This is a genomic window from Rhizobium sp. K33 (assembly GCF_056501445.1).
Map to the genome: position 1 here is coordinate 327,297 of NZ_CP096478.1, position 21,993 is coordinate 349,289.

Annotated in this window: 16 protein-coding genes; 14 read left to right on the forward strand and 2 right to left on the reverse strand. The window is 57.5% G+C overall.

Annotated elements, in window-relative coordinates; all coding sequences use genetic code 11:
* Positions 1-162: 162 nt before the first annotated feature.
* Complete coding sequence (locus M1E12_RS01470) at positions 163-405, forward strand: hypothetical protein (RefSeq protein WP_479563487.1); 243 nt, start codon at positions 163-165, stop codon at positions 403-405.
* 274 nt (positions 406-679) lie between these two features.
* Here the strand turns inward: M1E12_RS01470 and M1E12_RS01475 are convergent, their stop codons facing one another.
* Positions 680-2,095 (reverse strand): MFS transporter, encoded by a 1,416-nt coding sequence (locus tag M1E12_RS01475; protein WP_479563488.1) that lies wholly within the window; start codon positions 2,093-2,095, stop codon positions 680-682.
* A gap of 1,062 nt (positions 2,096-3,157) precedes the next feature.
* Between M1E12_RS01475 and M1E12_RS01480 the strand changes: the two genes are divergently transcribed.
* The 4 genes from M1E12_RS01480 to M1E12_RS01495 all read left to right on the forward strand — a co-directional run bounded on the left by M1E12_RS01480 (position 3,158) and on the right by M1E12_RS01495 (position 7,117).
* Positions 3,158-3,358: a heavy-metal-associated domain-containing protein gene (locus tag M1E12_RS01480; RefSeq protein ID WP_479563489.1), complete on the forward strand. Its 201-nt coding sequence runs from the start codon at positions 3,158-3,160 to the stop codon at positions 3,356-3,358.
* Positions 3,359-4,250: 892 nt separating this feature from the next.
* Entirely contained in the window at positions 4,251-5,699 is a 1,449-nt protein-coding gene (locus tag M1E12_RS01485) for a multicopper oxidase family protein (protein ID WP_479563490.1), read from the forward strand.
* Between the two features lie 250 nt (positions 5,700-5,949).
* Positions 5,950-6,582 carry a tyrosine-type recombinase/integrase gene (locus tag M1E12_RS01490; RefSeq protein ID WP_479563491.1) on the forward strand — a complete coding sequence of 211 codons (633 nt, stop codon included), beginning with the start codon at positions 5,950-5,952 and terminating at the stop codon, positions 6,580-6,582.
* Positions 6,583-6,772: 190 nt separating this feature from the next.
* Complete coding sequence (locus M1E12_RS01495) at positions 6,773-7,117, forward strand: HNH endonuclease (RefSeq protein ID WP_479563492.1); 345 nt, start codon at positions 6,773-6,775, stop codon at positions 7,115-7,117.
* Between the two features lie 136 nt (positions 7,118-7,253).
* On the opposite strand, the gene M1E12_RS01500 is transcribed toward M1E12_RS01495, so the two are convergent.
* Positions 7,254-8,147: a helix-turn-helix domain-containing protein gene (locus M1E12_RS01500; RefSeq protein ID WP_479563493.1), complete on the reverse strand. Its 894-nt coding sequence runs from the start codon at positions 8,145-8,147 to the stop codon at positions 7,254-7,256.
* Between the two features lie 235 nt (positions 8,148-8,382).
* Between M1E12_RS01500 and M1E12_RS01505 the strand changes: the two genes are divergently transcribed.
* The 9 genes from M1E12_RS01505 to M1E12_RS01545 all read left to right on the forward strand — a co-directional run bounded on the left by M1E12_RS01505 (position 8,383) and on the right by M1E12_RS01545 (position 21,980).
* Positions 8,383-10,170: a methyl-accepting chemotaxis protein gene (locus M1E12_RS01505; protein ID WP_479563494.1), complete on the forward strand. Its 1,788-nt coding sequence runs from the start codon at positions 8,383-8,385 to the stop codon at positions 10,168-10,170.
* A 419-nt stretch (positions 10,171-10,589) separates the two neighbouring features.
* Positions 10,590-11,222 (forward strand): tyrosine-type recombinase/integrase, encoded by a 633-nt coding sequence (locus M1E12_RS01510; RefSeq protein WP_479563495.1) that lies wholly within the window; start codon positions 10,590-10,592, stop codon positions 11,220-11,222.
* A gap of 432 nt (positions 11,223-11,654) precedes the next feature.
* Positions 11,655-13,832 (forward strand): bifunctional diguanylate cyclase/phosphodiesterase, encoded by a 2,178-nt coding sequence (locus M1E12_RS01515; protein WP_479563496.1) that lies wholly within the window; start codon positions 11,655-11,657, stop codon positions 13,830-13,832.
* Between the two features lie 153 nt (positions 13,833-13,985).
* Positions 13,986-14,696 carry a response regulator gene (locus M1E12_RS01520; protein ID WP_479563497.1) on the forward strand — a complete coding sequence of 237 codons (711 nt, stop codon included), beginning with the start codon at positions 13,986-13,988 and terminating at the stop codon, positions 14,694-14,696.
* Positions 14,590-16,059, forward strand: coding sequence for an ATP-binding protein (locus M1E12_RS01525; RefSeq protein ID WP_479563498.1), 1,470 nt, complete (start codon positions 14,590-14,592; stop codon positions 16,057-16,059). Before M1E12_RS01520 ends, M1E12_RS01525 begins: the two co-directional genes overlap by 107 nt.
* An 81-nt stretch (positions 16,060-16,140) precedes the next feature.
* Positions 16,141-17,820, forward strand: coding sequence for an efflux RND transporter periplasmic adaptor subunit (locus M1E12_RS01530; protein ID WP_479563499.1), 1,680 nt, complete (start codon positions 16,141-16,143; stop codon positions 17,818-17,820).
* Positions 17,821-17,827: 7 nt separating this feature from the next.
* Positions 17,828-20,980: an efflux RND transporter permease subunit gene (locus M1E12_RS01535; protein WP_479563500.1), complete on the forward strand. Its 3,153-nt coding sequence runs from the start codon at positions 17,828-17,830 to the stop codon at positions 20,978-20,980.
* A gap of 19 nt (positions 20,981-20,999) precedes the next feature.
* Complete coding sequence (locus M1E12_RS01540) at positions 21,000-21,374, forward strand: hypothetical protein (RefSeq protein ID WP_479563501.1); 375 nt, start codon at positions 21,000-21,002, stop codon at positions 21,372-21,374.
* Between the two features lie 159 nt (positions 21,375-21,533).
* Positions 21,534-21,980 (forward strand): DUF411 domain-containing protein, encoded by a 447-nt coding sequence (locus M1E12_RS01545; protein WP_479563502.1) that lies wholly within the window; start codon positions 21,534-21,536, stop codon positions 21,978-21,980.
* The last annotated feature ends 13 nt before the right edge of the window (positions 21,981-21,993 follow it).

Below are 21,993 nucleotides of genomic sequence, written 5' to 3' on the forward strand. Positions count from 1 at the left end.
CATGTCATTATCTTGGAGCCACTCGTACTCGCCGTACCTTCGCTCTAGAATATACTCGGCGATGGCAATCCGCTTTTTCAAGGATTGGCTATCGCGTATGCGTTTAATTCGCCAAGTCGTCTGGTGCAGACGTTTCAATCCCCAATTGATCAGGATCGGTGGATGGCCAACTCCCTTTTGCGCCACACGGTCGAAGCCAAAGTCTCGCCCCGACCAAAACTGCGATCGATGACGACCCTTTTTGGTGGGTTGTCCAGCGCCGATGAAGGACATGCGGACGCAGCAACTCGACGTGTCCATGCCTGCCAGACACAACCTTATGCTCGAGCTTTTCTGCTCACGTTGACTTCATGGTTGAAATGGAAACAAATCAGGCTGAAGAACCTCGATGGCAGCTTTGGTTAAATCGCTGATGCCCGCTGGTGCGCATGGCGAGGACTAGGGTTCACGAACAGTCGCGATACTGCGCGACAGCCTGGTCTGCGAGTAGCGGACTTCGGCGGAGTTTAGAGCCACAGGGCACGCTATCTACGTCTCCATTGATCCCCAAGCGCGTTGCGACGATCCCGTCCAGCGAGAGGTATTTTCACGTGCGGCTGCGGAAAACTAGAGCTCTGGCAGATCTGTATTGATGGACGAGAGCCGCCTCTGGCTCGAAGGCCAGAGGCGGCTGGGTTCATCACGCCACTGGTACGTCTGTTGGCTTTGCGTTGCCCCTGACGAACAGCAAAGCGAACACGGATGCCGCAAGAGCGATCAAAGCGGCTCCGGCAAAGGCCGAACTGTAGCTGGCCAAGAGGGCGTTCATCCCGCCATTCCCCCCGGATGACTGAGCTGCAGCGACCGAGACCATGATCGCAAGGCCTAAGGCCGATCCCACCTGGTAGGTGGTATTGATCAGGCCCGACGCCAATCCTGTATCTTCTGGAGCAGCGCCGCCCATTCCCGTCATTGTCACAGGGATGTAGGCGAGTGACATTCCCAGCGCCGCAATCAACGTCGCGGGAAGAACGGAGACCAGATAGCTTCCATCAGCGGGAATTGTTGACAACATGCTAAGAGCGCCGCTCAGCACGATCAATCCGATGACCATGACAGACTTGATGCCGAAGCGAGCAATTAGTGGACCTGTCAGCTTCACCATGAAGAGCATGATCACCAGTGTCATCGGCAGGAGCGCGAGGCCCGATCCAAACGCTGACAATTCAAGAATCGACTGTAGATAAAGATTCAAGAAGAACCAGAGCGGGATCCACGTAGCTCCTAGAAGCGCCATTGCCATATTCCCCGAAGCGAGACCGGGCGCGCGGAATAGGCGGAGTGGGAGCAGCGGGTTTTTGGAAGTTGCCTGCATGACGGTGAAGACGATCAGCATCGCAATCGCGCTTCCGATCAGAGTTAGAGTTTGCGGTACCAACCATCCAATCTGCTCGGCAGTCACAATGGCGTAGACTGCGATCGCAATCGCTGCCGTTATCAGTGCAGAGTCCAGCATCTTGAGCTTGCTGCGGACGGTCGCTGTAAATGGCAGAAGAGACGGCCCCACTGCCAACACCGCGAGGCCCAGAGGGACGTTCACCAGGAAGGTCCACGTCCAGCTCATCCATTCCGTGATGACGCCGCCGAGAAAAACTCCGGCGGTGCCTCCGGCTGCGGCCGATGCTCCCCAGTATCCAAATGCCTTGCCGAGTTCGGCCGGGTTATGGCCGAACAGACGCATCAGGATGGTCAAGGCTGCTGGTGCAATCAAGGCAGCGCCCACGCCCTGCAACGCGCGCCCGGTCAACAGAACGCTTTGACTGTCTGCCAAGCCAGCGAGAAGAGATGAGGCGGTCATAATACCGAAGCCGGACAGGAAAATGCGGCGAGCGCCGAATACGTCGGCGAGTTTTCCGCCGAATAGAAGTAGGCCCCCGAACGCGATTACGTATGCGTTGAAGATCCAGCTCAGACCTTCATCTGTGAAACCAAGCTCAGCTTGGATGGTCGGTAATGCAACACCGATGATGGAGGTGTCGAGGATAACGATGAACTGCGCTGCGCAGAGGAGCGCTAGCGCCTTCCAACGTTTGGGATCGGGTTTGAACTTTGACATCAATGGAAGCTCCCTTGTTGAGGCATGCCGCTACACGTTCAACGGCTACCCTTTTTGTCGGAGCTCCCACTGTGGCAGGGTCAATTCCCCTCCCACTGTGGCAAGGTTTACGAGCCCTGTGGCGCTAGTTTTGAACGGCCCATGTCTTGACCCTCCCTGCGTTGGAGGCCTGACAAGCGATGCTCGTCTATTCGAGCCTCGTGGAGACCTGCAATGATTGGAACATATGCAAAAGCCATATTGGGAAACATCATCGGCCGTATCTGGCCGCAGATGAGAACGTCTGGAAAAGATCGAAGCCTGCTGACTCAAGACGTGGAAGACCAGGATGAGCACCTCCTGCACGCGTCACAGCTTGTGAGAACCCAGCCACAGTACTTTGCCTCCCAACAAGCTCCTCTGATCTGATCAGTTTTGATCAGATCGCAATTCATTCACTGGGAACTTAAAGCGCCCGGAGTGCCAGAAAGGTCACCTGGTGCCCACTCGACGTGACTTGCATGTAGCTAATGGGCAACTTTTGTTGGTTTGAAAGCAACTCAGACAGCGAACGGTGCTCAGCTCGTTCAGTCTGATCGACAAGATGCGCGTGATGTGGGTCCCGCCATACCGGAGAATAGCTCAATGATTGTGAGACTTTGGAAGACCCGTGTAGTTGAGCAGCGGATGGCCGACTACGAAAGGTTTGCGCGCGAAGTCTCTCTGCCTATGTTCCGACGACAGCCCGGATGCTGTGGGGTTGCGATGTTCCGCCGGGGCCTGGACTGTGTCGTCCTCACTCTCTGGAAAGACCGTGATTCTGTGGGGGCACTATCAACTTCCAAATCCTACGCTGAGGCGGTAGGCCAGATTAACTCCGCAGGTTTCCTACTTGAGGACCAGTCTGTGGAGCTCTTCGATCTTCATCTTTTCGCTGACTTCGGCCGTGAATCTAGCAGTAGTCCTTGCTCAGACGTGCTGCCGCGAATGCAAGAAGGTGAAAAAACTGCGAATACGGCTTGACCTTCCCACACTGGAAACGACCATTTCTATCTTCGCCTGAAAATCGAAAGGAGGCGAAGTGTGGAGTATTACGTAGAACGAATGACCTGTTCCGGATGTGCCCGGAGTGTGACCAAAGCGATCCTATCAATCGACCAGACCGCAGAGATCTCAGCCGATCCGGCGAAGCGTAAACTTGTGGTGCAGACATCTGCAGCGCCAGGAGATATTGAAGCTGTGCTAGCAGAAGCGGGTTACCCTGCATCCCGACGGCCTGAGTGAAATCCATCTTGCAGCAGCTCTTCATGGTCTTATTGCAGCGCCATAGTTGTGGCGAGAGTTGTGATCGTCCCGGCGCTGAAGGCGTTGGACTTTGACCAATTTATAGGTGCAGCAGTTGCTCAAGCCGAATGTGGCCCGGATTCACTACCGCAACGACCGCTCTGGTGAATCACATTGAAAAAAAGAGTGGCGGGCGACAGCTCCGAAGCTGTTCGCCACTCTTCCCGCCAAAGAGAGATCTCCGCGTCCAAGATTCAGCCATCGGCCGAGCGATATGCTGCGCACAGCTCTGTAGGCCTTTCTAGAGGCAAGGCGGAGGCGGGCGGGGGAATCAAACATCCATGCCCCAAATTCCCCTAAAGAGCGCTTGACCTTGCTAGTGTGGGAAAGTGCACGCTTGCTCAAGCTTGACTGACATCAATCCGCGACGGCGGGAATCCGGCTAATGTGGCTTCATCAAGTGAGAGACGGCGATGAGCAATGACTTGAAGCTTCGGATATGGACCATGGCGGTCTTCGCGGCACTGGCGATAGCCCTGCTGTTCGCCTCTACTGCCTCGGATGCAGGTCCCCAACCTTGTTCGACTCATGTCGCTCATGCCGACCAAACCAGTCACATGGAAACGGAAGATTTGGCAGCGTCAGGTTCGTTAGCCGAGGCATATTGCGCTAATGACTGCATGCTCTGTGTCGCATATTCATCCCTAGTGCTCTACAGCCCGGAAGGATTTGGGCGTGGACCGATCTGCCTTGAACCGCCGTCTAGACTGCACGGCCAGCTTCCCGTTCCAGGACGTCATCCCCCCCGATCTGCTGCCTGACAAACGCGCCTAATGCGCAATTATCCTGTCAACCGCATGGCTGTTGTAACGGCCGGATCGAGAGAAACATCATGTATCGCAGAGACTTTCTGAAAACGCTCGCCTTGGGTTCGGTAGCCCTGTCCCCCCTCGGGCACACCTGGGCAAACTCCGCAACACAAACGAGCGAGCTTGTGATCGGTAAACGGACCCTGGACATCCACGGCAAGGCTGCCTCCGTCTTCGGACTGACCGACAAGGCCGGGAACGCCGGGCTGGTCCTCAACGCGCCCTCGGACTTCGACGTTCTTCTTCGCAACGAAAGCGACGAGGAGACGCTCATCCACTGGCATGGGCTTACGCCGCCTTGGGATTTGGACGGGGTGCCGGGCAATCCGGCTGCACTGCTTCCGCCTAAGGAAAGCCGGGCCTACAAATTTACCTTGCCGAGAGGCGGCACCCATTGGATGCATGCCCACACTCTGCAGGAGCAGAACCTGCTCGCGGCACCCCTAATCATACGAACCGCCGAGGATCTTGCCCGCGACGAGCAAGAGGTCATCGTGCTCCTGCATGATTTCTCCTTCAAGTCGCCCGAGGAACTGCTTTCCGACCTTCAGAGCGGTGGCGGTCATGCCATGCCCTCCGGACACGGAGATATGTCCTCCATGATGAACATGCATGGTGGCCATCAGATGGGCTCGGCTGAAACTTCGGCCGCGCCTCACATGATGATGGGCATGGACCTGAACGACATCGAATATGACGCCTATCTCGCCAATGACCGGACGCTCGATGACCCCGAGATCGTCAAGGCAGAACGGGGCGGCCGCATCAGGCTTCGCATCATCAATGGCGCCACGGCAACCGCCTTCACGATCGATACGGGCGAACTCGAGGGCGAGCTGATTGCTGTCGACGGGATGGACATCGTCCCGGTCCGCGGCCGACAGTTCCCCTTGTCCATGGGCCAACGAGCCGACATCCGTTTGGCCTTGCCGCCTGCCGACGGGGCGTATCCTATACTGGCTCTGCGGGAGGGGGCCGTCGAGCGCACTGGCGTGATCCTCGCCACCACCTCCGCACGAGTGCAAAAGCTCGAAACCACTGCGGCAGCCAAGGGCCCGGTTCTTGACCTTTCGCTCGAGCAAAGCCTTCAAGGCCTGACACCGCTGGCACGGCGCGCTGTTGATCGGCAGTTTGCGCTGATGCTGGGCGGTGACATGGCGACCTATCGCTGGTCCATCGACACCGACAGCCCGATCGAAGTCAGCAGCGGACAGCGCATTCGGATTTCCATGCACAACATGTCGATGATGGCCCATCCGATGCATCTGCATGGCCATCACTTCCAAGTCACGGAAATCAACGGCAAGAACATTTCCGGCGCTATGCGGGACACTGTGATGCTACCGCCCATGGCGCAGGTGTCGATCGAGTTCGACGCTGATAATCCAGGCCGCTGGCCGCTGCATTGCCATCATCTCTATCATATGGCGACAGGCATGATGACATTCGTCGACTATGTCCAGCAGGGCTGAAGGAGGGCGAGATGAACAACGCAAATCACGCGCATCACCACCATCACGGACATTCACACGATCCGGCAGTTTCTTCATCTAAGCCTAGTGGTCCGGGCGGTCGGCTACATCCGGATTGGCCACGTGAGCACTAATGTCTGCTTACGCCAGGCAGCTCTACATTTGCGGACTTTCCGCTGTCGGCCCCATCATCTAACCCGAAGGTGCGCGTTCTCCCTGTGGCCAATGGTTGGCCAAAGGAGAACTTAAAATGGGTATCTCACAATATGATCCTAGCGCGCTGGGTCGACCGGCTTGGAACGCAGGCAAGCAAGTTGGCGTCAAGAAGCCCCTGAAGCAGCGCCAGATCTGGGCAGTCCGCTTCTTCCTCGACCGTGAAGGAAGGACGCGAGATCGGGCGCTTTTTGATCTTGCCATCGACAGCAAGCTCCGCGGCTGCGATCTGGTAAAGCTCAAGATCGGGGCACTCGTCACCGGCCACGACATTCGAACTCGAGCGATGGTCGTCCAGCAGAAGACTGGACGACCCGTGCAGTTCGAAATTACGACTGAGGTCAGAGCTAGTCTGCTTGCCTGGCTTCAACAAAGGGGAGGAACAGTCGATGACTATGCCTTTCCCAGTCGCGGCGGCCACGCTAATCATCTCAGCACTCGGCAGTACGCCCGACTGGTCGATGAGTGGGTGACGGCGATCGGGCTTCGTCGGGAGGATTACGGTACGCATTCTCTACGGCGAACGAAGGCTGCCATGATCTACAAGGCCACCGGCAATCTTCGAGCGATCCAGATCCTGCTTGGCCATACCAAGATCGAGAACACAGTCAGATATCTCGGCGTCGACATTGAGGACGCACTAGAACTGGCCGAGCGGACTGAAATCTGAATGAGGACGGCCCCGCACGTTGTGGGGTCGCGCCCTTTCGCTGCGAGAGCCTCTCGAAGGATTCAATCCGCTTTGCGCCTTCAAAGAAGCCATACGCTTCTGATGGTTTCGTGCTACTGGCGTGCGCGTGCAACACTAGCACCCATCCTCGAGAACAGCATCCGGGGTCTACAACAGGAAAGATCGAGCGTTGGCCCGCAAGAACAGAGATGAGCTAGCTTCCTGGGACGAGCCTACGCCAGAGCCGGTGCTCTGTCCGATGTGCGAGCGCGTCATCCCGGAGGATCAGAGAGACGAGCATCATCTCGTGCCCAAGAGCAAGGGTGGAAAGAAAACCGTCCTCCTGCACCGTATCTGCCACGACCAGATCCATTCGATCTTTACCGATGCGCAACTCGCCAAGAAGTTTTCCACGATCGAAAACATCGTGGAAGACCCTGCGGTGCGAACATTCGTCACTTGGGTGAGAAACAAGCCTCCGGGCTTTTCGGATTCTGCAAAGGAATCACGGCAGTCATTCCGTCGAGGCCGCTAATCGTAACAGTCGAAAGTTCTGGCTGCAAGCGAATGCTGCCGTGGCGGGAACGCGCCTTCAAAACAGTCATAACATCGGTCAAAGCGAGCAACGTAATGCAGACACTTTAACAACTCAGATTCAGCTCCCGACACAGTCAAGCGCTTCTGCGAAATTCCAAGGGCGTCTGCCCTGTCACAGACTTGAACGATCGTGCGAACTGGCTTGCACCATTGAAGCCTGTCGTGGTGGCGATGTCAGAGATTGGCAATCGACTGCTGGCGAGAAGACCCTTGGCCTTTTCCAGCCTTATCCTCAAAATGTACTGGTGTGGGGGCTCGCCGAAGGTCGCCTTGAATGCTCGGGCGAAATGAAATCGCGTCAATCCGCAAAGAGCAGCCAACTCATCCAGGCCTAGGTCGCGACCTAGGTTCTCGGCGATGTAGCTCAAAACGAGCTCTTGCCTGGATTTACTGAGCTGGCCCGCCGATGCGATCGACTTCGGTGCAATGGAGCCTTCCTGAGCCAGGCGGAACATTTCCAGGGCGGCAGTCAAGCCGAGGGTTTCGGCATAAATCTGCGATGCGGGGCGGCGCTCGTCAGCCATGACGGACGCAAGCTTCTGCATGGTCGCGCCGAGCACATTGTCCTGGAAATACACGTGAGGCCTAGACTCGAACGGCGTGAATTCCGCCTGCAATTCCTCGTACATCGCTGATGGATTAAAACAGATCACCGTAAAGGCGTTCATCCGATCGGCGGGTTTCGCCCAGCCGGTGATCTCAATTCCGTCTGGGACAAATGTCATCTGGTCGCGTAAATCACCCCCGGCGATCGGTTTGTCGCCGAGCACCTCCATCTCCCCGTCGAGCAATAGCAGGTCGTGATATGCCAGATAGTGGCACGATCCATCCCACTTGAACTCATATTCCGTCGGGAGTTTCAGGCGCGAATACTGCACGGAAAGGCCACGCCAGGAGTTTGCCGCATGGGTTTCCACGGGCGGTTCTGGATTCCGAAATTCAAGCTCAAGTTCGGCAAGTTTATCCATGGGTGTCGCTGGCACTCTGTGGAGGAGGGAGAATCCTCACGTTGGCTGTAGTCGAATGATTCACTGGCGAAGAGCAAGAAATGAAAAAAAAGCGCAAAAAAAGCGGAGGTGCATTCGAATCTTCACATATCTTAAATTCATGAACCTGAGAATTAGCACCATTGGATGTGAGGCTTGTCTGAGGCTTTCCGGAAAGACTGGAAGCTCAAATACGCCGATTTGGGGGGGGTATGAAATGTTCGGGTTCGGTAGTTCTGACGCCAAGGCGGTCATGAATGCGATGAGCAAGTCGCAAGCAGTCATCGAATTTCAGCTTGATGGTACGATCATCACGGCCAACGAGAATTTCTGCAAAGCGCTGGGATATCAGCTTTCAGAGATCGTGGGAAAGCATCACCGTCTCTTCGTCGACCCCATTGAAGCTAGCGGTCAGGAATACCGCGATTTCTGGGCCGGACTTGCCGAGGGGAAGTTTGATCGGCGTCAGTACAGGCGAGTGACTAAAGACCGCAGCGAGATCTGGATCGAGGCTTCCTACAATCCGATATTCAAGAGCGGCAAACCGTTCAAGATCGTGAAGTTTGCAACTGATATCACGGAGCACAAACTTAGGGCGGTCGAGGAACGCGGCAAGCTGGATGCGATCTCGCGTGCGCAGGCCGTAATCGAGTTCACGCCAACTGGCGAGATCCTGACCGCGAACGATAACTTCCTGAAGACACTGGGTTACCACCTGTCCGAGGTTCAAGGGAAACATCATTCGATGTTTTGCGAGTCAGCCTATGTTGGCAGCGACGAATACCGCCAGTTCTGGCAGAAGCTTGCCGGCGGCGAGTTTCAGGCCGACGAATTCAAACGCATCGGCAAGGGCGGCAAGCCCGTTTACATCCAGGCCTCCTACAATCCGATTTTCGACTTGAACGGCAAGGTCTTCAAAGTGGTGAAATTCGCCACTGATGTTTCCGAACGCGTTCGAAACGTCGAACAACTGGCAGAGGCCCTGCAAGCCATGTCTGCGGGAGACCTGACGCAGGAACTCCGCTCCCCGTTTATGCCGGCGCTTGAAAAACTCCGTCTAGACTTCAACGAGACATCGTCGAAACTTCGCACCACACTGCAGACGATCTCCCAGAACGCCGGCGCCATTGCAGCCGCTTCTCAGGAGATTCAGTCAGCGTCCAACGACTTGTCAAAGCGCACGGAACAACAAGCAGCCTCCGTTGAGGAGACGGCTGCGGCTCTCGAACAGATCACGACGACCGTTGGCGATTCCAGCCATCGCGCTCAGGAAGCTGGATCGTTGGTCCGCCGCACGAAGGAGAATGCCGAAAACTCCGGTAGGGTTGTCAGCCAAGCAGTTGATGCGATGGGTAAGATCGAGCAGTCGGCCGGGGAGATCGGCAACATTATCGGCGTGATCGATGAAATCGCCTTTCAGACTAACCTTCTCGCGCTGAATGCGGGCGTAGAGGCGGCACGTGCCGGTGAGGCCGGCAAGGGCTTTGCGGTCGTCGCCCAGGAGGTGCGCGAACTTGCTCAACGTTCGGCGAAAGCTGCAAAGGAGATCAAGGAGCTGATCAATACCTCCAACGAACACGTCAGGAGTGGCGTTGCCCTAGTTGGCAACACGGGGAAGGCGCTGCAAGAGATCGTCAGCCAGGTTGTTCAGGTTGATAGCAATGTCGTAGCGATCGTCGAGGCTTCGAAAGAGCAGGCCACGGGATTGAAGGAGATCAACACTGCGGTCAGCACGATGGACCAAGGTACCCAGCAGAACGCGGCCATGGTCGAGGAAACGACGGCGGCGGCCCATAGTCTGGCGCGGGAAGCCGAACAGTTGTTTGCTCTGCTTGGCCAGTTCAATATTGGTAGCGCCGCCGCGTCACCTCGCTCTGTGCAGGCAAGCGTCAGCACAGGCTCAAGGCCTGTTCCGCTCAAAATGGCTAAGAGCGCCGCCAAGGTCATCCATACAAGCCATGGCAATGCTGCGCTGAAGTCGGGCGACCATTGGGAAGAATTCTAATGCTGGCGGGACAGTCTTGGTCGGCACTGGAGCAACAGACAGTGTTCGTTGATGATGCGCCATGGCGGCCAACCATGGACAACAAAGAAGACCGATATGGCCCAAGTCATTGATTTCCGTCCATCTCGGATCTCTGGCAATCTAAACAATGCAGCACATACGACTACGGTCCCTGCTGAATTCCTTGTGTTGCTTCAGTCGATGCAGGCAATCGATCACGCGCTATTAGTCCTAAGGCGACATTTGATGGATGAGACTAAATGCACGTCAGACCCGGATAGCGACGCCTAGTGACGATGAGAGCTGTCTGTTTAAGTTGCCTGAGCAACATGCGTAGCCTGTGTTCCGGTTGCCCCGCTATACAAGCGTGAGTTTTCCACGTTCTCCCTGTGGCCAATGGTGGCCATAGGAGAACTGAAATGGGTATCTCGCAATATGATCCGGGCGCACTGGGTCGACCGGCCTGGAACGCAAGCAAGCAAGTTGGCGTCAAGAAGCCTCTGAAACAGCGCCAAATCTGGGCAGTCCGCTTCTTCCTCGACCGTGAAGGAAGGATACGAGATCGGGCGCTTTTCGATCTTGCCATCGACAGCAAGCTCCGCGGCTGCGATCTGGTAAGACTGAAAATCGGAACCCTCGTCACCGGCCACGACATTCGAACTCGGGCGATGGTCGTTCAGCAGAAGACTGGACGACTCGTGCAGTTCGAAATTACGACGGAGGTCAGAGCTAGTGTGCTTGCCTGGCTTCAACGAAGGGGAGGAACAGTCGATGACTATGCCTTTCCCAGTCGTGTCGACCACGCTGATCATCTCAGCACTCGGCAGTACGCCCGACTGGTCGATGAGTGGGGGACTGCGATTGGGCTGCGACGGGAGGATTACGGTACGCATTCCCTGCGGCGAACAAAGGCTGCCATAATCTACAAAGCCACTGGCAATCTTCGAGCGAGCCAGATCCTGCTTGGCCATACCAAGATCGAGAACACAGTCAGGTACCTCGGCGTGGACATTGAGGACGCACTGGAATTAGCAGAGCGGACTGAAATCTAAACGCGGGCCGGCCCCGCACCTCGTGGGGCCGTTCCTTTCCTCGGAGAGCCTTCACAAGGGTTCAATCCGCTTCGCGCCGTCATTAAAGTCGTTCGGCTTGTTCTAGCCTCACCCAAAAGCTGACAGCCACAGGATGGATCTTTGGTGTTGCCGCGAAGTCAAACCTGCAGAGAAAGCGTTTCATAGATCATCGAGAGATAGCCGGGCTGCTCCCATGCGCTCGCGTGGACTTGTATGAAGCGGGCGCGTGCACTTCCAATTGGGCATGTTTCACTCAGACAGAGCTAAGCTTAGCGTAAGTGCCCACATCGCTTGCTGCTGTGCCGGACTAGATGACTTACATGCGAAATTTTATGCATTCGATTTCCCTGAAATTAAGTAGGCGGGAATAAGCTGGGTCACCTATTGCCTGTGAGTTTACGAATGCACCGAATGTTTCGCCGAAAGCCGTTCCTTGTCTTGGGGCTACCCCTAGCGGTCGCCACCCTCACAGTCGGCCTTTTGTTCGGGGCCCTGTTTCTCTCTGCTGCAACATCAGATGAGGCCGCGAACCAGCGTCAGCAGGACCTTCTGAAGCTTGTGGTGACCAAACTCGAAGCGGAAGTCGCACACAACCAGGAGAGCGCAACTGTTTGGGACGATGCAGTCGTCGAAGTACGTCAGCGAAACAAGGATTGGATAGCGTCCAACCTTGGCGAATGGATGCACAGCTATTTCCAGCACGATGTGGCTCTCGTCCTCGATAGCACTGGCAACCCCATTTACGAGTTTGTCGCTGAACCGTCAGCATCAGTTTCTGGCACAAACATCGCCAAAATCGCCGCCCCCTTGGTCTCTAAGCTACAGAAGAGACTTGCTGCGGGTGAAATGTCGGCCGGTACCACCATTCTCTCGATTGGTGAAAGCGACCTTCTCGACCTCAATGGGCGGGCAGCCATCTTCAGCATAAAGCCCATCATTTCCGATAGCGGAGAGATCGAGCAGGAGCCCGGTGCCGAAAATCTCCATGTGGCGGTGCGCTATCTGGACGGAGTTCTGCTGTCGAAATTGGCGCAGGACTACCAGTTTCAAGACCTTACCTTCGTCCGCCAACCGACAGATGGTACGGATAAATCCAGCGTCGCATTGCTTTCTGCATCTGGGCACACGATTGGTTACTTTCAGTGGCAACCATTTAGCCCGGGAGCCAGCGTGATACAGGCGGTCTCTCCTGTGATCATCGCGGTGGGCCTCTCGGCCTTCCTTCTGATGAGCTTTCTCGGGCATGCCATTTGGCGTCGCTCTACAAGCCTTGCCGAGAGCCAGCAGGAACTCAGGCACCTTGCTATGCACGATCCCCTGACGGGTCTTGCAAACCGAACGACATTCCAACGCACTCTTGTCCAAAACCTTGACAGCGCCACCGCCGAAACGGGCATCGCGGTGATGTTCCTGGACCTTGATCACTTCAAGGAAGTAAACGATAGCTTCGGGCACCCGGTCGGAGACTCCCTGATCAAGGAGGTCGCAAACCGCCTGAGGGAGATCGCCCCGTCGGCGCTCGTATCCCGGGTCGGGGGAGATGAGTTCACGCTGCTTCTCCCTGCAGAGGATCTCAAGACTATTGACCGGCTCGCCGAGGAGATTATCGAGAGACTACGTATGCCCTTCCAGATTGAGGGTAGCCTCATCACGGTTGGAGCGAGCATCGGAATTTCGCTGTTCTCGCCGGGTGTGGAAGCGACGGAAATGACCAGACGCGCGGACATCGCGCTTTATCATGCCAAAGCGGCTGGCCGAAATACCTTCGCCGTCTTTGGAAGTCACATGGAAGAAGTCTTAAGGCGTCGTCGAGCGCTGGAGAGCGATCTGGCGATAGCTCTTGAAACCGGGACGCAACTCGCCGTTCATTTTCAACCCGTTTACGCGGCGATGGACGGACGTATATCGTCGATGGAAGCTCTATGCCGCTGGATGCATCCAACATTTGGTGCAATATCGCCTGATGTTTTTGTGCCAATTGCCGAGGAATGCGGGCTGATACAGAAACTCGGACTTTATGTTCTGGAAGAAGCCTGCAGTCTGCTAGCCGAGGTGCCGGAATCCGATATTGGAATCTCTGTCAACGCGTCGGCGATCGAGCTCATGGCGCCAGGTTACGCGTTTCGTGTCCTGACAATGCTATCAAAGTTCAGTCTTGCCCCATCTCGCCTCGAGATCGAGATTACCGAGAGGGTCGCGACAGACACGAAAGGCAAGGCCGCTGCTTCGATCAGGTCATTGCGGGATGCAGGCGTCAGATTCGCCATCGATGACTTCGGAATGGGCACTTCCTCGTTCGGGCAGCTCCTCAATCTGAATGTCGATCGCATCAAGATAGACAAAATGTTCGTTGACCAGCTTCATGAAAATGGAGGTGCGCCGCTGGTCGAAGCCATTGTGCAAATGGCGCGGCACAAGGGTTTGAAGACCACAGCAGAAGGCGTCGAAACTGCTGATCAACGCTTAACACTCACTTCACTTGGCTGTGACAACCTTCAGGGCTTCCAACTCTCCAAGCCTCTGAACAGGCCGAACACGATTAGGTTGCTCTCCCAACAGGAGCAGACAAGGGTATCTGCAGTTTTGTGAGCGTGTTGCTTGTCGAAGGAGAGCGCGGTCAAAGGCTGAAATCTATGCTTCTAGCATGGAAACAATCTGTTACTTTCCCGACACAAATTGCATCGCGTCCCTCTGCTACATCCGGAGGGCTGAGCGATGGACGGACTTGCGGAGAGAACACACTTGGATGCCTCAGCCGAAATCCTGATCGTTGACGATGACGGTCAGATCTTGATCCTTGTGGCAAAGTTCCTGAGGGCAAACGGCTTTCGCGTTCACACGGCGCGAAACGGCGTGGAGATGGCCGAGACCCTAAAGCGCTTGTCGGTCGATCTCATCGTGCTGGATCTCATGCTGCCGGGGAAGAACGGGCTGGAGATCTGTCGCGAACTGCGCCGCACTTCTTCCGTCCCGATCATCATGCTGACGGCCAAGGGCGACGAGACGGATCGCATTATCGGTCTTGAGGTCGGGGCAGACGACTATCTGCCCAAACCCTTCAATCCTCGCGAATTGCTAGCACGCATCGGCGCGGTGCTAAGGCGGACTCGCACGGCTGGCAACCCGACGACTGAGCGTGCCGGGCGGAGCTTCAGCTTTGCTGGGTGGTCGCTCGATACGATGAAGCGAGAACTGACCGCACCGAGTGGTGTGGTCGTGGATCTTTCAACAGGGGAATACGACCTGCTGCTCGCGTTCCTCGAAGCGCCACAACGCGTTCTCAGCCGTGAGTTCCTCTTGGACGCGGCCCGCAATCGCGCAATCGAAGGCTACGATCGGTCGATCGATGTCCAAGTCAGCCGTCTGCGTCGTAAGCTCGACGGCCGTGAGGATCTCATCAAAACGGTGCGCGGCGCGGGTTATCTCTTTGCGACGGATGTCGTCCGTGCCTGATGTTCGTTTCGAAACACGGTTACAAGGCTGGTGGCGGTCGATAGACAGCCTGAGACTGCGGACAGCCCTCGTCGTGCTGTTTGGTATCTCTCTCGTCCATTTTGGCAGTCTCTTCACTTACCACCAGAGCCTGGAAAAAGAACTGGACCTCGCAAACGAAGTCCGGCTTGCAGACCAGCTTCTGACGATCAAACGATCCGTCATGCGTGCGCCAGTCGATGAACGGGAGGATGTCGCGCACGACTTCTCCGGGGGTTCGATAGACGCCCATTGGGGTTCCACTCCGTACGCGGTTGAGGGCGATACCGCTGGTCAGAACTGGGAGCCACTTCGTCGCAACCTTCGAGCACTTGCTCCAGAGATTGCCGAGGACGGTCTCATTATCGGGCCGGATAACCAGGCAGGTGATGATCCGCATCTGGCAGTCGTGTCGATCAAGCTCCCCGATGCATCTTGGATCAACGTCAATCTCGTCTCCTGGGATCGCAAAGTGCCGCCGCCGGGAGGAATGCTGGTTTCGACAACCTTGATGGCTCTCGGGGCAGTCGTAGTCTCCATGCTTCTGGTGCGCTGGTTCACTCGTCCTCTGACTGCTGTCGCTACTGCTGCCAAGGATTTCTATCGAGGCAAGACTGTCGTTCCCGTTCCGGAAACCGGGCCAAGAGAGGTGGTTGAACTCGCTGTCGCCTTCAATGATATGCAACGGCGCATCGAGCGATTGATCGAAGACCGCACTCAAGCGCTCGCAGCCGTTTCGCATGATCTGAAGACTCCGATCACACGGCTGCGGTTCAGAGCCGAGGATCTGGCCGATGGTGTCACGCGCGATGCAATGGCCGAGGATTTGACTGAGATGGAGCGGATGCTCGATCAGACACTATCCTTCCTGCGTGGCGATCGCAGCGACGAAGAACTGAAGCCGATCGACATCGTCGCGATCCTCGGAACGCTGGTCGACGATGCGGCCGATCGTGGCGCATCCATCAGGCTTTCCGGCGCCACTCATGCAATTATCACAGGGCGTCGGCTGGCGCTCAAGCGAGCCTTCTCCAATCTCATCGAAAACGCACTCAAATATGGCGAAAGGGCGAGGGTCCAGGTCGACGATCGGCAGTCCGACGTCCTCGTTGCAATCAGTGATGACGGCCCCGGCATCGCGGCGCAGGACGTCGAGCGGGCCCTTTCGCCCTTTGTTCGGCTTGAGCCATCCAGGAGCCTTGAAACAGGCGGTTTTGGGCTCGGACTCCCGATTGCCCAGGCGATCATTGACGGGCATTCCGGTTCGCTTCGCCTGGAGAAGGGTGAAACGGGAGGGCTGGTCGTTAGTGTCATCCTCCCGAAGGACGTGGCAAAACCAACCTGAAACATTCTGTAACAATCGGGACATCGACGGACAAAGAGGCGCAGCTACACCGGAGCAAATCAACTTTTGCTCAGGGTTACGATGGTCGACCGATTCGCCTCTGTTCTCGCTGGAATCTGCCTTTCTGCCATAGGACTTGCTGCAACCTCCGCTGCGGCCCATGAGGGCCATGATCACGGCGCGCCGCCTCCGCCTGTCTCCACCACGATCGCACCGCGGGCCGACGCATCGACGGCCGACCTCGAGCTGGTCGCCGTGGCACGCGGAGAGCGGCTTGAAATCTTCCTCGACAGCTTCAAGGGCAATGAACCGATCAGCGGAGCGATGCTCGAAATCGATAGTCCTTCAGGAACTCTGACGGCCGAAGCTTCGGGCGAGGGAACCTATGTGGCGACGGCACCATGGCTGACAAAGCCCGGTTCATACGATCTTGCCATCACCGTGATGGCCGGTGACCTCTTCGACGTCCTGACAGTTACAATGGTAATCCCCGAGATGACGGCCAGCCCTGTTCCGGTGGCTGCCGCGGATGGTTTCCTTATCAGTTCGGCTTTTGCGCAGGACGTGGGCGCGCGGCTGCAGCGCCAAGACATGACACTGTGGGCTGTCGGTGGTGGCGGTATCGTGGTCGGGCTTCTACTTGCTGCACTCTTCCGCCGCCGTAAGCCTGCCGCATCTGTCGTTGCGATCGCGGCAGCCCTCTTGCTTGCCGGGGCACCGCAGTCGGATGCCGCTGGTCCTGCAGCACCGATCGCGCAAGCGGCCGAGCGGGATGTCGCCCAGCGTTTTGCCGATGGCTCTATCTTTGTCCCGAAGACAACCCAGCGGATCCTTGCAATCCGCACGATCTTCACCGAACAGGCCGCGCATGCTGGTACCGTGGAGTTGCCGGCACGCATTATTCCCGATCCGACGACTTCCGGTTATGTCCAGGCATCCGTGTCAGGAAGGCTTCTACCTCCGCCCGGCGGCTTCCCCCAACTCGGCACGCGTGTCGCCGCTGGCGATGTACTGGCGCTGGTCCAGCCCTCACTCAGTGCCGCTGATCTGACGAGCCAGCAGCAGCAGGCCCGAGAGCTCGACCAAGAGATCATGCTTGTCGAACGCAAGCTGCAGCGTTTCGAGCGGCTACAGTCGGTGGTGGCGCGCGCCGAGATCGAGGATGCAACACTTGAGCTCCAGGGCCTCAAGGCGCGGCGCGCCAATCTGGAGCAGGCGCCGACGGCGGCTGAAAAGCTGACCGCACCTGTATCTGGCGTTATCGCTGCGGCCCAGGCCGTTGCCGGACAGATTGCCGAGCCCAATACTGTGATCTTCCAGATCATCGATCCAAGCCGTTACTGGGTAGAAGCACTGAGCTTCGACGCGCATTCCGTCACCGGAGCCGCGCGCGGCAAGTTCATGGATGGCAGAACCGCCTCTCTCTCCTATCGGGGCAGCGGGCTTGCTGATCGCAATCAGGCCATTCCGATCCATTTCAGCGTCGAGGGCCAGGCAGAAGGTATCCGTGCCGGGCAGTTGCTGACGGTACTCTCTTCCACCACGGATGAGCGCACAGGCATTGCCGTGCCACGCACCAGTGTTCTGCGTGCCTCCAATGGGCAGTCACTTGTCTATGAACATACCAATGCAGAACGTTTCGTGCCGAGGGAAGTCCGTACCGAGCCGCTGGATGGTGACCGTCTTCTCATCGTCTCCGGGATCGAAGCCGGAAAGCGCATCGTCACACAGGGTGCCGAACTCCTGAACCAGATCCGCTGAGGCTCCGATGTTCAACTTTCTCGTTACCCAGTCGCTGCGGAACCGCCTGTTCGTCCTGGCGATTGCCGCAGTCCTGATGATCTACGGGGCGTTTACGGTCACCCGTCTGCCCGTTGACGTCTTCCCCGATCTCAACCGACCGACCGTCACCATCATGACGGAAGCCGAAGGACTGGCACCGGAAGAGGTCGAGCAGCTCGTTACCTATCCGCTCGAATCCCAGATGAACGGCCTTCCCGGTGTGAGCCGCGTTCGCTCCACCTCCGGCGTGGGACTTTCGATCATCTATGTCGAGTTCGACTGGGACACGGATATCTATCGCAACCGCCAGCAGATCGCCGAGAGGCTGTCGCTTGTACAGCCGCAACTGCCGGCGAATGTCGTGCCGCAGATGGGGCCAATCAATTCGATCATGGGCCAGGTCATGCTGATAGCCGTGACCGGGCCGGACAATGTCTCGGCCATGGAGTTGCGCGAGCTCGCTGATTTCACCGTCCGACCGCGGATCCTGAGCATCCCCGGCGTTGCGCAGGTCATTCCGATCGGGGGCGAGGTACGCCAGTATCGCGTTTCTCCGAACTCTGCCGCCATGCGGGCACTCGGCGTGTCCTTCGAACAGATCGAACAGGCTCTGGCGCAGTTCGGCTCAAACACAGGGGGCGGCTTCACCGACCAGTACAGCCGTGAGTTCCTGATCCGAAATGTCGGCCGCACTCAGAACATTGAAGATCTAGCAAGTGTCGTCGTGGCCAGCGTCGATGGCCAACCGGTTCTCCTGCGACAGGTCGCCGAAGTCGGCTTCGCGCCGCGCCTGAAGCGCGGGGATGCCGGTTATCAGGGACAGTCTGCCGTGATCGTCTCGGTAGAAAAGCAGCCTGATATCGACACTGTCAAATTGACCCGCGAGGTCGAGGCCGCCCTCAGCGAAATCAGCGCAACGTTGCCCGCGGGCGTGAAAGCCGATCAGGTCCTTTTCCGCCAAGCCAACTTCATCGAAACTTCGATCGGCAACGTCCAGAAGGTCCTTCTGGAGGCAATCGTTGTCGTTGCCATCATCCTCTTCGTGTTCCTCCTGAATACCAGGACCACCCTGATCTCGTTGACGGCGATTCCTGTGTCTATTCTGGTCACCGCGATCGTCTTTCATCTGTTGGGGTTGTCGATCAACACCATGACGCTTGGCGGCCTGGCGATTGCCATCGGTGAACTGGTCGACGATGCCGTCGTCGACGTCGAGAACATCTTCCGGCGGCTGCGGGAAAACCGGGAAAAGGGCAATCCGCGCTCGGTCTTCGATGTCGTCGTATCGGCCAGTCAGGAAGTTCGCTCCGGCATCGTTTATGCAACGATGATTATTGTTCTGGTCTTCGTGCCGCTGTTTGCCCTCTCCGGTATCGAGGGACGGCTCTTCGCGCCGCTGGGTCAAGCGTACATCATCTCAATCCTCGCTTCGCTTGTGGTCTCGATCACGCTGACGCCCGTCATGGCCTATTACATGCTGCCGGGCCTGAAACGCCTCGACGAGCATGAGGGCGTGGTCGTGCGTGTCCTGAAACGGGCGAACCGTCGGCTGCTCGACTGGTCCTTCGGCCATCCTAAAATCTTGATGTCGACCGTGGTCGCCGGCGTCGTGGCAGCGGTTTTGTTTGCCACCCAATTGCCGCGATCGTTCCTGCCGCCCTTCAATGAAGGCACGCTGACGATCAGCATGCTCTTCAACCCCGGCATCTCGCTTGCCGAGAGCCATCGGGTCGGTCTGATTGCTGAGCGGTTGATCATGGAAGTGCCGGAGGTCGAGCAGGTCGGTCGTCGCACGGGACGCGCCGAGCTCGACGAACACGCAGAGGGCGTCCACTCGTCCGAAATCGAAGTGGCGCTCGCTGCAGACGGTCGGTCCAAGGACGAGATCATTGCCGATATCCGCTCGCGGCTCTCGGTTCTGCCCGTTGCCACCAATGTCGGCCAGCCGATCTCGCATCGCCTCGATCATATGTTGTCAGGCGTGCGCGCCCAGATCGCGCTGAAGATCTTCGGCGAGGATCTCGACAGCATTCGGGGCTTTGCCGAGGAGTTTCGCGGCGAGCTAGCTGAGATCCCGGGGATCGTCGACCTTCAGGTGGAAAAGCAGGTCCGGATCCCGCATCTCGAAGTGATCGTCGATTACCGCCGGGCTGCCCTTTACGGCATCCAGCCGGCGGCCGTCACCGAGCAACTTGAGCGACTGTCGAACGGGACGATCGTGTCCCGCATCGTCGACGGCAATAAGCGGTTCGACGTCGTGTTGCGACTCGAGGATGATATCCGCAGCACCAAGGGGCTCTCGGATCTCCTCATCGAGACGCCGGCGGGCTGGATCCCCGTCAGCCAGATCGCAGAGGTCCGCGAGACGGATGGTCCCAACCAGATCCTGCGTGAAAACGGCAAGCGTCGCGTCGTCGTTCTCGCCAACACCGACGGCGAAGCCGACATGGCAACGGTCATCGCCGAGATCCGAAAGGTGATCGCGACCTCGACGCTTCCGCCCGGTTTCTTCGTCAGCCTGGAAGGCACCTTCCAGGCGCAGGAGGAATCGATGAGAACCATCGGCCTCCTCTCCATCATCTCGCTGACGATGGTGTTTGCGATCCTTTATTCGCGTTATCGCTCGGTGCTCTTCGTCTCAATCATCATGGCGAGCGTGCCGCTGGCCTTGATCGGCTCGGTAACCGCGCTTTGGATAGCCGGCCAGCCGCTTTCCGTGGCCTCGATGATCGGCTTCATCACGCTCACAGGCATTTCGACCCGAAACGGTATCCTGAAGATCAGCCATTACATCAACCTGGCGATCCAGGAAGACCTGCCGTTCGGCAAGGAGCTCGTCGTGCGGGGCTCACTGGAACGTCTGACCCCGGTCTTGATGACGGCCCTGTCTGCGGGAGTCGCCCTGATCCCGCTGATGATCGATGCGACCGCACCTGGCAAGGAAATCCTCCACCCGGTCGCGATCACGATCTTCGGGGGATTGGTGACAGCGACCGTACTCGACACGCTTCTCACACCAACGCTGTTCCTGAAATACGGCCGCAAGCCACTGGTGCGCCTCGTCGAGCAGGCTCGCACCCAGGTGAGGGAAGCGGTGCAACCCGCCGGAACGTCCACACAAACCATTGAAGCCTTTTAAGTCCTACTAGGAGAACTCCATGCGCCGCAGTCTGCTCGCCCTTTCCCTCGTCTTTGTCATGACAGCTCTGCCCGCGTATGCACACGCGCCACGCCCTGGGCCGAACGGCGGGCTGAAGGTTGACGCAGGCGCAAACCACCATGTCGAACTCGTGGCGACAGGAACGACTGAAGTGACGGTCTACCTGTTCGATGCGGCCGACCAGCCCGTCTCTGCGGCCGGACACACAGGCAATGCAATCCTTTTGGTGGACGGCGCTGTTCGTCGGTTTGCGCTGTCTGCTGCTGATGGCAACCGCCTCACGGGAATTTCGCCCGTTCCGGTCAATCCGGGTGTCAAAGGTGCGATCCAGGTGATCACCCCAGACGGGACCACCGCGCAGGGAAAGTTCTGATCTGGAAAGCTTGCAAGGGAGGGATGGGCAGGATCCTTGACTTGCGGCAATGTTGTAATGCCATCACTTTCCAAGATTAGGTCATCGACTTGCGGGAGGCCTTCTGAGCATCTCCCGTCTATGTTCGGGGGGCTAACCGAAGTTCGCAGGAGAGAGAGAATGAGACGCAGAAATTTCTTGGCTTTGGCCGCCACCGTCGCTCTGACACCCTCCACGGGCTTCGCCGCAGTGCCATCGGTCATCCTGCATAAGGATCCCAATTGTGGCTGCTGCTCGTCATGGGGCGCCGCCTTCGCCAAGGTAGGCTTCTCAGTTCGCACTGTCGAAGAACCGGACATGGATCAGGTCAAGGAACGCCTCAAGGTGCCGACGTCGGTTCGAGCCTGCCACACTGCAGAGGTCGACGGCTATTTCCTGGAGGGACATGTGCCGATCGATGCCGTGAAAAGGCTGCTCGGTGAGCGTCCGCCCCTAGCCGGGCTCGCAGTCGCAGGAATGCCATTGGGTTCGCTCGGCATGGGCGGGTCGCCGGAACCCTACGACGTCATCGCAATTCCGCGCGATGACGGTGACATGTATGTCTATCTGTCATTCAAGCCCGACTGACAGGAACGGCTGC

What these genes read in the sequence shown, in the direction of transcription:
- M1E12_RS01530 (WP_479563499.1), top strand. Translation starts at nt 16,141, where the DNA reads ATGGTCGACCGATTCGCCTCTGTTCTCGCTGGAATCTGCCTTTCTGCC.
- M1E12_RS01505 (WP_479563494.1), top strand. Translation starts at nt 8,383, where the DNA reads ATGTTCGGGTTCGGTAGTTCTGACGCCAAGGCGGTCATGAATGCGATG.
- M1E12_RS01510 (WP_479563495.1), top strand. Translation starts at nt 10,590, where the DNA reads ATGGGTATCTCGCAATATGATCCGGGCGCACTGGGTCGACCGGCCTGG.
- M1E12_RS01470 (WP_479563487.1), top strand. Translation starts at nt 163, where the DNA reads ATGGCCAACTCCCTTTTGCGCCACACGGTCGAAGCCAAAGTCTCGCCC.
- M1E12_RS01525 (WP_479563498.1), top strand. Translation starts at nt 14,590, where the DNA reads ATGTCCAAGTCAGCCGTCTGCGTCGTAAGCTCGACGGCCGTGAGGATC.
- M1E12_RS01535 (WP_479563500.1), top strand. Translation starts at nt 17,828, where the DNA reads ATGTTCAACTTTCTCGTTACCCAGTCGCTGCGGAACCGCCTGTTCGTC.
- M1E12_RS01490 (WP_479563491.1), top strand. Translation starts at nt 5,950, where the DNA reads ATGGGTATCTCACAATATGATCCTAGCGCGCTGGGTCGACCGGCTTGG.
- M1E12_RS01545 (WP_479563502.1), top strand. Translation starts at nt 21,534, where the DNA reads ATGAGACGCAGAAATTTCTTGGCTTTGGCCGCCACCGTCGCTCTGACA.
- M1E12_RS01540 (WP_479563501.1), top strand. Translation starts at nt 21,000, where the DNA reads ATGCGCCGCAGTCTGCTCGCCCTTTCCCTCGTCTTTGTCATGACAGCT.
- M1E12_RS01515 (WP_479563496.1), top strand. Translation starts at nt 11,655, where the DNA reads ATGTTTCGCCGAAAGCCGTTCCTTGTCTTGGGGCTACCCCTAGCGGTC.
- M1E12_RS01475 (WP_479563488.1), bottom strand. Translation starts at nt 2,095, where the DNA reads ATGTCAAAGTTCAAACCCGATCCCAAACGTTGGAAGGCGCTAGCGCTC.
- M1E12_RS01485 (WP_479563490.1), top strand. Translation starts at nt 4,251, where the DNA reads ATGTATCGCAGAGACTTTCTGAAAACGCTCGCCTTGGGTTCGGTAGCC.
- M1E12_RS01500 (WP_479563493.1), bottom strand. Translation starts at nt 8,147, where the DNA reads ATGGATAAACTTGCCGAACTTGAGCTTGAATTTCGGAATCCAGAACCG.